13 protein-coding genes are annotated in these 12,872 nt (G+C 27.7%); 8 read left to right on the top strand and 5 right to left on the bottom strand.

The window, feature by feature from the left end; translation table 11 throughout:
* Positions 1 to 36: 36 nt before the first annotated feature.
* On the top strand, positions 37 to 1,089 hold the full coding sequence (locus tag D9T19_RS04330) for an alcohol dehydrogenase family protein (protein ID WP_121626979.1): 1,053 nt from the start codon (positions 37 to 39) through the stop codon (positions 1,087 to 1,089).
* A 25-nt stretch (positions 1,090 to 1,114) separates the two neighbouring features.
* Here D9T19_RS04330 and D9T19_RS04325 read toward each other — a convergent pair whose 3' ends face one another.
* Positions 1,115 to 1,459 (bottom strand): hypothetical protein, encoded by a 345-nt coding sequence (locus tag D9T19_RS04325; protein ID WP_121626978.1) that lies wholly within the window; start codon positions 1,457 to 1,459, stop codon positions 1,115 to 1,117.
* An 8-nt stretch (positions 1,460 to 1,467) separates the two neighbouring features.
* A complete protein-coding gene (locus tag D9T19_RS04320) occupies positions 1,468 to 2,661 on the bottom strand; it encodes a sulfite oxidase (protein ID WP_205588686.1) in 1,194 nt (397 codons plus the stop codon).
* 281 nt (positions 2,662 to 2,942) lie between these two features.
* Here D9T19_RS04320 and D9T19_RS04315 point away from each other — a divergent pair, with 281 nt between their 5' ends.
* The 3 genes from D9T19_RS04315 to D9T19_RS04305 are packed head-to-tail and all read left to right on the top strand — an operon-like array spanning position 2,943 to position 4,978.
* On the top strand, positions 2,943 to 3,626 hold the full coding sequence (locus D9T19_RS04315) for a response regulator transcription factor (protein WP_121626976.1): 684 nt from the start codon (positions 2,943 to 2,945) through the stop codon (positions 3,624 to 3,626).
* Positions 3,616 to 4,620, top strand: coding sequence for a sensor histidine kinase (locus D9T19_RS04310; protein WP_121626975.1), 1,005 nt, complete (start codon positions 3,616 to 3,618; stop codon positions 4,618 to 4,620). The genes D9T19_RS04315 and D9T19_RS04310 overlap by 11 nt, the downstream gene beginning before the upstream one ends.
* A 19-nt stretch (positions 4,621 to 4,639) precedes the next feature.
* A complete protein-coding gene (locus tag D9T19_RS04305; RefSeq protein ID WP_121626974.1) occupies positions 4,640 to 4,978 on the top strand; it encodes a MerR family transcriptional regulator in 339 nt (112 codons plus the stop codon).
* A gap of 26 nt (positions 4,979 to 5,004) precedes the next feature.
* Here the strand turns inward: D9T19_RS04305 and D9T19_RS04300 are convergent, their stop codons facing one another.
* Positions 5,005 to 5,379 (bottom strand): DoxX family protein, encoded by a 375-nt coding sequence (locus D9T19_RS04300; protein WP_121626973.1) that lies wholly within the window; start codon positions 5,377 to 5,379, stop codon positions 5,005 to 5,007.
* A 186-nt stretch (positions 5,380 to 5,565) separates the two neighbouring features.
* Here D9T19_RS04300 and htpG point away from each other — a divergent pair, with 186 nt between their 5' ends.
* Both htpG and D9T19_RS04290 read left to right on the top strand, forming a co-directional pair.
* Positions 5,566 to 7,473: a molecular chaperone HtpG gene (gene htpG / locus D9T19_RS04295; protein WP_121626972.1), complete on the top strand. Its 1,908-nt coding sequence runs from the start codon at positions 5,566 to 5,568 to the stop codon at positions 7,471 to 7,473.
* Between the two features lie 224 nt (positions 7,474 to 7,697).
* The gene (locus tag D9T19_RS04290) at positions 7,698 to 8,600 is read left to right on the top strand and encodes a delta-class carbonic anhydrase (RefSeq protein WP_121626971.1); all 903 of its coding nucleotides are present in this window, start codon (positions 7,698 to 7,700) and stop codon (positions 8,598 to 8,600) included.
* 41 nt (positions 8,601 to 8,641) lie between these two features.
* Here the strand turns inward: D9T19_RS04290 and D9T19_RS04285 are convergent, their stop codons facing one another.
* Positions 8,642 to 9,337, bottom strand: coding sequence for a response regulator transcription factor (locus D9T19_RS04285; protein ID WP_121626970.1), 696 nt, complete (start codon positions 9,335 to 9,337; stop codon positions 8,642 to 8,644).
* A 150-nt stretch (positions 9,338 to 9,487) separates the two neighbouring features.
* On the opposite strand from D9T19_RS04285, the gene sstT reads away from it, so the two are divergent.
* Positions 9,488 to 10,696, top strand: coding sequence for a serine/threonine transporter SstT (sstT, locus tag D9T19_RS04280; protein WP_121626969.1), 1,209 nt, complete (start codon positions 9,488 to 9,490; stop codon positions 10,694 to 10,696).
* A 13-nt stretch (positions 10,697 to 10,709) separates the two neighbouring features.
* Here sstT and D9T19_RS04275 read toward each other — a convergent pair whose 3' ends face one another.
* A complete protein-coding gene (locus D9T19_RS04275) occupies positions 10,710 to 11,171 on the bottom strand; it encodes a hypothetical protein (protein WP_121626968.1) in 462 nt (153 codons plus the stop codon).
* Positions 11,172 to 11,279: 108 nt separating this feature from the next.
* Between D9T19_RS04275 and D9T19_RS04270 the strand changes: the two genes are divergently transcribed.
* Complete coding sequence (locus D9T19_RS04270; protein ID WP_121626967.1) at positions 11,280 to 12,857, top strand: inorganic phosphate transporter; 1,578 nt, start codon at positions 11,280 to 11,282, stop codon at positions 12,855 to 12,857.
* Positions 12,858 to 12,872: the final 15 nt, after the last annotated feature.

Raw genomic sequence — 12,872 nt, 5'->3', positions numbered from 1 at the left:
AGAAAATATAATAATCTAAAAATTTAAAGAGTACAAATGAATACAATCCCAAAAACAATGAATGCATTACTAATGACTGGTAATGGTGACTATGATAAATTAAAATTTGAAACAAACTATAAAACGCCTATTCCTAAAGAAAATGAAGTTTTAATACAAATAAAAGCAGCAGGTGTTAATAATACGGATATTAATACAAGAATTGCTTGGTATTCAAAAAATGATGGAGATAGTGATGATGCCTCATGGACAGGAGAGAGTTTAAAATTTCCTAGAATTCAAGGGGCTGATGTTTGTGGATATATTGTAGATGTTGGAGAAAATATTGACTCTTCACGAATTGGTCAAAGAGTTTTAATAGAACCATGTTTACAGAAAATAAACGGAAAACAATTAGAAAATCCATGGTATTTTGGAAGTGAATGTGACGGAGGTTTTGCACAATTTACAGTAGTTTCAAATGAACACGCTTATGAGATTAAAAGTGATTATTCGGATACTCAATTAGCATCATTCCCTTGCTCTTATTCAACTGCTGAAAACTTACTAACACGCTCAAATGTAAATGAAAATGATATAGTATTAATTTCAGGTGCATCAGGTGGAGTTGGAAGTGCAGCAGTTCAATTAGCCCGTGCAAGAGGTGCAAAAGTAATTGCAATTACTTCAAAATCAAAGTTTGAAGCTATAAAAGAAATTGGAGCAAATCAAGTAGTTTCAAGAGAAGATAATATTGTAGAAGTTCTTGGAAAAAATTCTGTTACAGTTGTAATTGATTTAGTAGCAGGAAAAAAATGGAATGACCTTTTAGAAGTTCTAAAACCAAAAGGAAGATATGCAGTTTCAGGTGCAATTGGTGGAGCTATAGTTGAACTTGATATAAGAACATTATATTTAAAAGATTTATCGTTTTTTGGATGTACAGTTCTTGAAAAAAATGTATTTTCAAATCTTATAAATAGAATAGAAAAAAAGCAAATAAAACCATTAGTTTCTAAAGTTTTTGACTTAAAAGATATTGTTCAAGCACAAAAAGAGTTTTTAACAAAAAAACATATTGGAAAGATTGTGTTAGAAATAAGAGATTAATTTTCTCTTATTTCTTTTTTTGACTTTATTGTGGTAACTTATCAAATGATAAATTAGGTCTTCTAGATGTAGTAGAAGGAGGATAGTTTGTTTCTAAATAAGTAAGAATAGTATCTTCTGTTTTAGCATCAAATTCCCATAGTCCTTGTGTTTTTTGCATCCATTTAATCATTGAAAGCCAAGTTTCTCTATCACCTTTTTGAAATGTTATAAACTTAGCACTATGACAAACAGTACAATTTGCTTTAACTGTTTGCATTCCTTCTGCTATTATTAGTCCTGTATCTTTGTCTAATTCTTGAGCACTTAAATTTAATGATAAAAATGCTGAAGAAACAAATAATAAAGCTGTTTTTGTGAGATTTTTCATAATAACTCCTAAACTACTTGTACAGCAATTCTATGACAAGCATTGTTTAAGTATCCTCTTGGATTCCAACCTGGTAAAATAATTGGTTGTCTAATTCCTGCACTATCCATAGCTCTTGCCCAAACTTCATAATACCCAGTTTTAGGGAATTTAACAGATGCTTCCCATGATTGCCAAGCTAATCTATTTAAAGGATCTTTTAATTTTTTAACTTTTTTCCAAGTAGCTCCAAAATCAATAGATACTTCCATTTGTTCTACTTTTAAATCACCAGCCCAAGCTTTTCCTCTAAAATTGAATTTTTCACCAAGTTTATGAGTAACTCCTGATTTTGGAAATGTAATCAATGATTTTACAGGCATTGATTCTATAATACACATATCTTCATCTGCTACTTTTGTTCCAGGGGCAACTGGATTACAAGGTACTTTATATGATTGTCCAGTCATTTTAGTTCCATCATGAACTTTATTTCTTATTACAATTTGTTTTAACCATTTACCTGAAACAGAAGCTGGCCATCCACCCATAACAAGTCTTAAAGGATATCCATTAACTAAAGGAATATCTTCACCTTCATAAGCCCATGCTAGTAATGACTCTTCTTCTAATGCTTTTGACATTGGAGCACCTCTTGAAATAGCAACTTTACTTGGATCTCCACTTAAATGTGTATCTCTCCCGTAATATCCAATATAAACAGCATCTTTTTTAATACCACAATACTCTAATACATCTTTTAATTTAACGCCTGTCCATCGACCGCATCCAACTGCTCCTGTAGACCATTGATTTCCTTTTGCAGGTGGGTTATATTCGCTTCTACCATTTCCTCCACACTCTATTTGAAGAGCATAAGTATAGTGCTTAAATTTCTTTTTTAATTGCGCAACTGTAAAAGTAGTTGGATTTTCACAACTTTCACCTGATATTTCAACTGTCCAATTTTCAGGATCATTTGTTTTCTCAGGAGGAACACCATTATTTCTTATGAAAAAATGTTCAGCAGGTGTGAACTCATCATCTAAAATATGAGGTGGTGCTTCAGCATTTACAGGTCTATCATTTAAATAAACTAAACCATCTTTCCCTTGAATTTTAAAAGGAACATCAGAGTTTGCAAGTGCTGCTGGAATTAATCCAGAAGGCATATTAGATCCAAAAGGAATATTTGAACCAACAATTGCAGCCATCATAGCCATTGAAGATTTTTTTAAAAAACCTCTTCTTGATTCTTTAGAACTTTCTCTTCCAAAAATATCTAAATCACTTTTTATAGGGTCATTATAATAAGCTTCGTGAATACCTATTTCTTTTTTTTCTTTCATATCTCTCTCCTAAAATATTAGTTCAATATTATAAAAAACAATTGTTAAGATTATATGAAGATTGCATTAATATATATAATAATCAAAGATTAAGTGTTTTAGCAAATTAATTGTATAATTGAAAAAGAAAACATGAAATCAAATAAAAAGAAAATATGAAAAAAAAAATATTAATAGTGGAAGATGAAGAGTTAATTGTAAATATTATTAAAAATAGACTTAGCAAAGAAGTTTATGATGTTGATATTTCTTTTGATGGAAAAGAAGCACTTTACAAGATTGAAAAAAATGATTATGACTTAATCACACTTGATATTATGCTCCCTTTTATTGATGGATTTTCCTTATGCAAAACAATAAGAGAAAAAAGTAAAAGAACTCTTATTATTATGGTTAGTGCAGTAAGTACACAAGAGTTTAAAACAAAAGGGTATGAATACGGTATAGATGATTATATTTCAAAGCCATTTTCAGCAAAAGAACTTTCATTAAAAATAAAATCATTATTAAAAAGAAGAGATGAATTAAGCACTTTAGAAATTATAAGTTCAGGTATTTTAAGTTTAAATGATATTTCAAAAGAGATAAAAGTTAATAATAACAATGTAAATTTTACACCTAGTGAATATTTTCTTTTATCCTTATTTATTAAAAATAAAAATAGAGTTTATACAAGACAAGAGTTGGCACAATTAATTTATGATAATTATTTAGGTGAAATTGATGAAAGAGGAATTGACAGTCATATTTGTAATATTAGAAAGAAAATTAGTCAATATGAAGAAAAAAATCTTATAAAAACTGTAAGAGGAATAGGATATAAAATAGATGAAAATTAAAACTTTTATAGTACTTTTATCAACTATTGCAGGACTTATTGTATCGATTTTTACAGCAGTTATGACTTTTGTTATTATTGGTAAACCAATATGTAGTGTTATGTTAATTAAAATAACATTAACAGTATTATCTGTTTTACCTATAATTGCATTTTTAAGTTTTTTTTCAGGAACATATTTATCAAAAAAATTTAAATTTATTGAATTACGTTTAGAGAAGATAAGAGAACAAAAATTTAATCATAATGAAAGTAAACACCTAATTACTGAAGTTCAAGAAATGAATGATGATATTAATTTTCTTTCAAATCAATTAAATGAATTAATTATAGATTTAAGACAAAAGAATCATAATTTATCAAATTTACTCATTTCTATGTCTCATGATATTAAGACACCAATTACGATAATAAACGGCTATATAGAAGAAATAGAAGATGGCTTGATTTCTTCTGATAAAATGCCTTCTACTTTAAATCATATGAAAAAGGAAATTAAATATTTAGATGAATTAACAGTGGATATGTTAGGTCTAATTTCATCAATGGAAAGAAAAAAATCGAAAGAAAAAATATTATTTTTTTATTTTTTAGAAAATGAAATATTTCCTTTATTATTGACAAATAACAAAATAGAGTTAATTAATAATATTGAAAAAGACTTTATAATAGAATTTAATAAAATAGATTTAAAAAAGATAAGTTTAAATATATTGCAAAATGCTATTAAATATACAAAAGAAGGTTATATTAAAGTTTCCAATGAAAAAAATAATATATTATTTCAAAATAATGGAGAAGAAATAAAAATTCAGTTCAAAGATAAAATTTTTGAACCTTTTTTTACTATTTCAAAAAGTAAAAATAGAAAAAATAGTGGATTTGGTTTGGGACTTTCAATTGTAAATAATTTGTCAAAGAATAATGATTATAAATGTAGTTTAAAAAGTAGTGATACTTCTAAAACTGTATTTATTTTAGAAAAAAAATTATAAAATTATAAAAAGGAAAAAAATGGCTCTATTAGATAATAACAAAGATGTGCTACCTTTAAGTAGCATAGCAGAACTTTTAACAGCAAAGGTTCGAACACTTAAAATGTATGAGGATAAAGGTTTATTTCCTCAAAAAAAAGAGTTGAAGAAATTATATTCTATTAATGATGTACAAATTATTTCTTTTGTTCATTATTTAGCTAGTGTAAAAAAGATAAATGCAAATGGAATAAAATATATTATTGAAATGCTAGAGAATAATATGGATGAAAAAAATAAAGCAGATTTCTTAAGCTTAATAGAGCAAAAACTAGAAAAAATATCAGGAAAAGAAATAATAGATGTAGAGTCTATGTAATCATAAATTTAATCACAAAAGATAAATTAAGATTTATCTTTTGTGATATATGAAATAGCCAAAATAGCTAATATTATTAATGGAAATACGACTTTAGCAAAACTATCACCTACACTAAAATGTGAAAATGAAGCAAATATAAAATCAAAACTAAAACCTATATAAGCGATATTTTTAAAGTTATCAAATCTTTTTGGTAATACTAAAGCAATTGCACCTAAAATTTTAAAAACTCCAAGAAGTGTAAAAAAGTATAATGGATAACCCAAATGTTCTGAAATAACAATCACATTTTGAGTTTGTATAATATCAACTATTCCACCAATTAAACCAATTAAAATGACTATTAATCCAGTTGTTAAGAAATATAAATTTCTTTTGTTAAATATTTTTGCTTTCATTTTGATGCCTTTTTATAATGTAAATCTATAAAAAATAGTATATATTTTTATTGTTTAGTAAGTATTTACTAAAGACAAATTAGCACTTTTAGTCTTAAAGTGCTAATTTGTCTTCAGACTTTAGCTTCCTTTTATAAAGTTTTGATAAAATTTCATTAATAATATTAAAAAATATAGGAGATTTTTATGGCAAAACATCAATTTCAAACAGAAGTAGGTCAACTTTTACAATTAATGACTCACTCATTATATTCAAACAAAGAAATTTTTATAAGAGAATTAGTATCAAATGCAAGTGATGCAATTGATAAGTTAAATTACTTAAAATTAACAGATGAAAAAATTAAATCAGCGTTACCAGAAGATTGGGCAGGACAAGTTACAATTACTTTTGATAAAGAAGATAAATCTTTAACAATCATTGATAATGGTATTGGTATGAATGAAGAAGATTTAATCGCTTCAATTGGTACAATCGCAAAATCAGGAACAAAATCATTTGTTGAAGCAATGACAGGTGATGCTAAAAAAGATTCAAATTTAATCGGTCAATTTGGTGTTGGTTTTTATTCAGTATTTATGGTTGCATCTCATGTTGATGTAATTTCAAAAAAAGCTGGTGAAGATACAGGTTACAAATGGTCAAGTGATGGTACTGGTGAGTTTGATTTAGCACCTTGTACTAAAGAATCATCAGGAACTGTTATTTACATTAAATTAAAAGATGAAGAAGCAGAAGAATTTGCAACTAAAGAGAGAATTGAAAATATTGTTACAAAATATTCTAATCATATTGCTTACCCAATTTTCCTTTCTTACAAAGAAGAAGTTACTGAAACTTTAAGCGAAGAAGATGAAAAAGCAGGAAAAGAAGCTAAAAAAACTATAGAAGATAGAAATGAAAAAATCAATGAAGCAACAGCTTTATGGATGCAACCAAAATCTAAATTAAAAGCTGATGAGTACAATGCTTTTTATAAATCAATTTCTCATGATTCACAAGACCCAATGGCTACAATTCATACAAAAGCCGAAGGTGTAAACGAATATACAACTCTTTTCTATATTCCTAAAACTGCTCCAATGGATATGTATAGAGCTGATTATCAACCAGGTGTTAAACTTTATGTTAAAAGAGTATTTATTACAGATTCTGAAAAAGAATTATTACCAACTTACTTAAGATTTGTAAGAGGTATTATTGATTCTGAAGATTTACCATTAAATGTTTCAAGAGAAATTTTACAAGAAAACAGAGTTATGGCAAATATCAAACAAGCATCTGTTAAAAAGATTTTAAATGAAATCAAAAAAATGTCAAAAGATGAAGAAAAATATGCTGAATTTATTGAACAATACAACAGAGCTTTAAAAGAGGGTGCTTATCAAGATTTTACAAACAAAGAAGCAATTTTAGAATTAATTAGATTCAAATCTTCAAGTTCAGATAAAATGACATCATTAAAAGCTTATAAAGAAGCTGCTGATATTGAACAAAAAGCAATTTACTATATTGTTGGTGAGAATGAAAATATTTTAAGAAACTCACCATTGTTAGAAGCATATAAGAAAAATAATATCGAAGTTCTTATCTTAGATGATAAAGAAATTGATGAAATTATCACTCCAATGTATGGTGCTTACCAAGATTGGGAATTTAAAGATATTACAACAGCAGAAGCTCCAAAAGTTGAGCAAAGTGATGAAGATAAAAAAGAAGTAGAAGAAAAATTTGAAGACATTACTAAAAAAATAAAAGAAATTTTAGGTGATGCTGTTACTGATGTAAGAGTTACAACTAGATTATCTCAATCACCATCTTGTGTTGTAAAAGATGCAGGTGATGCACAAATGGCTCAAATGGCACAAATGATGAAAGCAATGGGTCAAGCAATGCCTGATTCTGCTCCAATCTTAGAAATTAATCCTGATCATGAAATCGTAACTAAGTTAAACGGTTTAAACGATGATGCACTTGTATCAGATGTTTCATGGGTATTATTAGACCAAGCAAAACTAAGTGAAGGTATGGAAATTACTGACGCTGTTGCATTTGCACAAAGATTAAATAGAATTACTGCAAAAGCTTTATAGAAAAGGCTTTTGTACACAGTCCCCTTACGTTGAAGTTTGATTTTGACTTGAATCACCTATTATATTTAGGTTCAATTGTCAAAATTAAACTTTACTTTAAATCTACAAAAATACTAAATAATAAAAAACTACAACTATTACAAAGCATGAACAAAATATTTTAAAATATAACTATTTTCTAACTAGTTCATAATATAATTTATAAATTATATTTAGGAGAAGATATGAAAAAAGAAATTATTAGTTCACTTGTAGCATTTGTTGCATTATCAGTTTTAACAGGTTGTGTACATACACAACCACATGGTACACATACGGCGGCTACGCAAGAGCATCATAGTACGCATCATATGGCTACAGATAGTATGATTAAAGAACAAAGAGCAATGTTATCACATAATACAGAAGGTAAAGGCTTTGGTCCTCAAGCTCCTCGTGATATTGATTCTAAAATGGGAAAAAATACTATCACATTTGGGATAGCACCTGAATATTCAAAAATGAATCTTTGTAATATTCATTTTCATAAAAATGCAGAGCATAAAGGTGGAGAATTTACTAAGTATGCAGGAAACGGAGATGGTCATGGTTATCAAAGTGGATATAAATATTCTGGTAGTTTAACTGCATCTGAATTATTAGCTACTGATCATAATATTTGTAGTAGTGCTCATGGAGCTTTAAGTTCAGGAGATACTATTGAAGTTCATTATGTTTATTCAACTGCAAAAGTTAATCCTGGTCCTACATTAGGGTCATGTTTAAGTGAATCAATCAAAAACCCACAATTACGTGTTGAAGCACAAGTATTTGTATTAGTTAATGATAAAAATGCTCTTGATTTTGCTGATTTAACTAAATATGGTGTTAAAAATGGGGTGAATCAAGCACTTAATATTCCATCTAATACTGGGAAACCTGTATCATATACTGGATCAACTACAGGACCTGGATATAATGAAAAAGCTTCTCCTTTCCAAGTATCTTGGGGTGTTAGACCTAAAGTTGCAAAAGTAAATATTGATACTGTTGGACAATGGTGTAAAGGTAATGTTTTTAAAGAAGATCACGCACATGGTGTTAGAAATCTTGTTACAAATCCTGATTTAATTTCACCTATTAAGTAATTTATTTTAAGAGATACTGATATTATCAGTATCTCTTGATATTAGTTCTCAACTTTCAATCTATAACCAACTCCAAAGACATTTTCTATAATACCTTTTGGTAATTTTGCTCTTAAGTTTTTTATTATCTGTTTTAGTGCGTTACTATTACCTTCATCACAATTTTCCCATATATATGAAATAATTTCTTCGATAGTAAATGTTCTGTTAACTGTTGATATCAAACATTCAAAAAACTTTTTTTCTTTACTACTTAAAATGATTGCTTTCCTATATTGAGTAAGTTTTTCTTCTTCTGTATCCCAATAATAATCATCTTTTAATTGTATTTTTTTTATGGGAACTACTTTAAACTGTGATAATTCTATGACCACTTTGTTTAATGCAGATTTAAGCGCTTTAATACTTACTGGTTTTATTAAATAATCAGTTAATTTTAAACAAGCTAATTCTCTCATAATATTTATATCAGTATGCACTGTCATTATAACTGCTTTAGTAGTATGATCATTTTTCCTAATTCTTTTTAGTAATTCCAAACCATTTAATTTAGGAATATGAATATCAATTATCATAATATCTGGTTTAATTTCTTTATAAAGTCTATATGCTTCTTCACCATTATCAGCTTCATAAACTTCATCATAACAAATATTCAAATATTTTACATAATTATCTCTTATGATTTTTTCATCTTCAATAAATAGTATTTTATAATGATGTTTATTTACTTGCATTTAATATTTCCTTTTAGAGTATATCTTTGATATTCAATTGACATTTTATAATATCATTAATTTCACTGAATTTCCTTATTTTATACACTTTTAGCTAAAATCTTGCGTTTAAATTTTATTTAGACAAATTTACGTGTATATAGGATAAAGATGAAAGATAATTCTACTTTAGTTTCTAAATTCTTAAATGGTAATTTAATTATTCAGATTATAATTGGTATTGTATTAGGTGTTGTTGTAGCACTTATTTCAAAAGAGGCTGCAATGGCTGTTTCGATATTGGGTACGCTTTTTGTTGGAGCGCTTAAGGCTATTGCGCCTATTTTGGTGTTTACTTTAGTAGCAACTGCTATTGCTACTAAAGAAATTGGTGTTAAAACAAATATTAAACCTATTATCAAATTATATTTAATAGGTACTTTTTTAGCTTCACTTACAGCGGTTGTTTTTAGTTTTCTATTTCCTGTAAATATAGTTTTAATGGATGGGGCAAGTGCTAGTTTAACTCCTCCTAGTTCTGTTATTGAGGTATTAAAAGATGTATTGTTTAAAATGGTTGATAATCCTGTAAACGCACTTGTTACTAGTAACTTTATTGGTATTTTAGTTTGGGCGATTGCTATTGGTTTTGCAATGCATTTTTCTTCAAAAGAGACAAAAAATGTTTTCTTTGATGTTTCAACAGGTATTACTAAAATCGTAACATTTATTATTAGACTTGCTCCTTTTGGTATTTTTGGATTAGTTGCTAATACTTTTGCACAAACTGGTTTTGAATCATTACTTTCATATTCAAAACTTTTAGCTGTTTTAGTTGGAACAATGTTATTTATTGCTTTTATCACAAATCCTATTATTGTATATTTAAAAACAAAAAAGAATCCTTTTCCTTTAGTATTTACTTGTATTAAAGAAAGTGGTATTACTGCATTTTTTACAAGATCTTCAGCTGCAAATATTCCCGTTAATATGAATTTATGTAAAAAACTAGGTCTTCATGAAGATACATATTCTATTTCTATTCCTTTAGGTGCTACTACAAATATGGCAGGTGCTGCTGTTACTATTACAGTATTAACTTTAGCTACTGTTCATACTTTGGGAATACCTGTAGATATAGGAACTGCTTTATTGTTGAGTGTTATTTCTGCCCTTGCTGCTTGTGGTGCTTCTGGAGTTGCTGGTGGTTCATTATTGTTAATTCCATTAGCTTGTAGTTTATTTGGTATTTCAAATGATATTGCAATGCAAGTTGTTGCTATTGGATTTATTATTGGTGTTGTACAAGATTCACTAGAAACTGCTTTAAATTCATCAACTGATGTTATTTTTACAGCAGCTTGTAATGAAAAAGAATAAAGGGATTTTCCCTTTATTTTTCTTCTAAAGATTCCAAAGATTTTATAATTGAATCTGAAACTTCATCATTTATTATAGTTTGCCATTTTTTTATTTGAGTAGGAAAACTATTTTCACAAATTTCAAGTAAAATATCATTAAAAAATAGATTGTCATTTATTATATTTACATTGTTTTCTATATCAATTTCTTTATTTTTAACTGCTTTGATATTTTCATTTGCAAAATGTTGCAGTGCATCCATTGCTGCTTGTTTTTGTAACTCTATTTCAAATATCTCATCAATATTTTCATTTTCTAAATCTTTGATTAATTCATAAATAGAGCCTAAAGCATATTCTAATTGTATGTTTTGGTCTATTTCTTTTTTGTTTGTTGTACTTATTAATATTCCAAGGGCTACTTGATAATATGTTTCATATTTTGCAATATTATTAATAATATTGTCTTTACTAAAGTAGTAATTTATATTCATATTCTTCCTAATTTTTTATAAACAATTATATCAAATATTGTTTTTAATTAGTAACTAAAATGTAATAAATAAATTTTATAATGCATAAAATTATGTTTAGGAGAAATTATGTCAAGTACAACTAGTTCTGCTGACTTAAAATTAAGTTTATTCTTTGGAATAGGCTTTATTATAGCAGTGGGATATTTTTTATATTGGGGATCTATTTATACAAATGGTAATCATACTATTATCTTTGTATTAGCAACACTTTTTGGTATATTTATGGCATTTAATATCGGTGGGAATGATGTTGCCAATTCATTTGGTACTAGTGTAGGAGCTGGAACATTAACTATTAAACAAGCTTTAATTGTAGCCGCAATTTTTGAAGTAAGTGGTGCAGTTATTGCAGGTGGTGAGGTTACAAAAACTATTCGTAAGGGAATTGTAGATTTATCCAAAATAAGTGTTGAACCAATGCAATTTGTTTATATAATGATGTCCGCACTTTTAGCAGCAGCTCTTTGGTTATTAGTTGCTACAAAAAAAGGTTGGCCTGTATCAACTACACATTCAATTATTGGTGGTATTGTTGGTAGTTCTATTACTTTAGGTTTTTTAATTGGTGGAGCTGATACTGGTTTTTCATTAGTTAAATGGGATAAAATAGGAACAATTGCTTTTTCTTGGGTACTTTCACCAGTATTGGGAGGTTTAGTATCTTATGTATTATATTATCAAATTAAGAAATATATTTTAGTTTATAATGATCAAAGTTCAAATCAGTTAAAAACAATAAAAAAAGAGAAAAAAGAACTTAAAAAAATTCATAAAAAATCTTTTGAAAGACTTTCAGAATTACAACAACTTTCATACACAAGTTCAATGGCAAGAGATGCACATACTATAAAAGATGATGATTTTGAACCTGATGATTTAGAATCAGATTATTATAAAAAAGTTTATGAAATAGAACAAAAACAAGGTAGTATAAATGCTACAAAAGCACTTGAAACTTATGTTCCTTTATTTGCAGCTCTTGGTGCAATGTTAATTACTGGAATGTTATTATTCAAAGGTTTAAAACATATGGATATGGGATTATCAACTATTGATAATTATCTTATTATCGCTATGATTGGTGCATTTGTTTGGTTAGCTACTGCTATTTTTGCTAAAACTTTAAAAGGTAAAGATTTAGATAAATCTACTTTTTTAATGTTCAGTTGGATGCAAGTATTTACAGCTTCAGGTTTTGCCTTTAGTCATGGTTCAAATGATATTGCAAATGCAATTGGCCCATTTGCTGCTATTTTAGATATTTTAAGAACAGGTGAATTAGGTTCTAGTGCTGCAGTTCCTACTATTGCTATGCTTACTTTTGGTGTTGCTTTAATTGTTGGTTTATGGTTTATTGGTAAAGAAGTAATTCAAACTGTAGGGCACAATTTAACAAAAATGCATCCTGCTTCAGGTTTTTCAGCTGAATTAGCAGCAGCAGGTGTAGTTATGTTAGCTTCAGTTTTTGGTTTACCTGTTTCTAGTACACATATTTTAATTGGTGCTGTTTTAGGTGTTGGTTTAGTAAATCACAATACAAATTGGGAATTAATGAAACCTATTGGAATGGCTTGGATAATTACATTACCAGCTGCTGGAATATTTTCAGCGATTACCTTCCTTATACTTACATCAGTTTTTTAAACTAAAAAGGATTTA

Origin of the sequence: Poseidonibacter antarcticus, assembly GCF_003667345.1 — a bacterium.
Classification (GTDB): Bacteria; Campylobacterota; Campylobacteria; order Campylobacterales; family Arcobacteraceae; genus Poseidonibacter; species Poseidonibacter antarcticus.
Note: the sequence above shows the minus strand (reverse complement) of the source record. Positions and strands in the feature narration are given on the sequence as shown.

What these genes read in the sequence shown, in the direction of transcription:
- D9T19_RS04330 (WP_121626979.1), top strand. Translation starts at nt 37, where the DNA reads ATGAATACAATCCCAAAAACAATGAATGCATTACTAATGACTGGTAAT.
- D9T19_RS04325 (WP_121626978.1), bottom strand. Translation starts at nt 1,459, where the DNA reads ATGAAAAATCTCACAAAAACAGCTTTATTATTTGTTTCTTCAGCATTT.
- D9T19_RS04320 (WP_205588686.1), bottom strand. Translation starts at nt 2,661, where the DNA reads ATGGCTATGATGGCTGCAATTGTTGGTTCAAATATTCCTTTTGGATCT.
- D9T19_RS04315 (WP_121626976.1), top strand. Translation starts at nt 2,943, where the DNA reads ATGAAAAAAAAAATATTAATAGTGGAAGATGAAGAGTTAATTGTAAAT.
- D9T19_RS04310 (WP_121626975.1), top strand. Translation starts at nt 3,616, where the DNA reads ATGAAAATTAAAACTTTTATAGTACTTTTATCAACTATTGCAGGACTT.
- D9T19_RS04305 (WP_121626974.1), top strand. Translation starts at nt 4,640, where the DNA reads ATGGCTCTATTAGATAATAACAAAGATGTGCTACCTTTAAGTAGCATA.
- D9T19_RS04300 (WP_121626973.1), bottom strand. Translation starts at nt 5,379, where the DNA reads ATGAAAGCAAAAATATTTAACAAAAGAAATTTATATTTCTTAACAACT.
- htpG (WP_121626972.1), top strand. Translation starts at nt 5,566, where the DNA reads ATGGCAAAACATCAATTTCAAACAGAAGTAGGTCAACTTTTACAATTA.
- D9T19_RS04290 (WP_121626971.1), top strand. Translation starts at nt 7,698, where the DNA reads ATGAAAAAAGAAATTATTAGTTCACTTGTAGCATTTGTTGCATTATCA.
- D9T19_RS04285 (WP_121626970.1), bottom strand. Translation starts at nt 9,337, where the DNA reads ATGCAAGTAAATAAACATCATTATAAAATACTATTTATTGAAGATGAA.
- sstT (WP_121626969.1), top strand. Translation starts at nt 9,488, where the DNA reads ATGAAAGATAATTCTACTTTAGTTTCTAAATTCTTAAATGGTAATTTA.
- D9T19_RS04275 (WP_121626968.1), bottom strand. Translation starts at nt 11,171, where the DNA reads ATGAATATAAATTACTACTTTAGTAAAGACAATATTATTAATAATATT.
- D9T19_RS04270 (WP_121626967.1), top strand. Translation starts at nt 11,280, where the DNA reads ATGTCAAGTACAACTAGTTCTGCTGACTTAAAATTAAGTTTATTCTTT.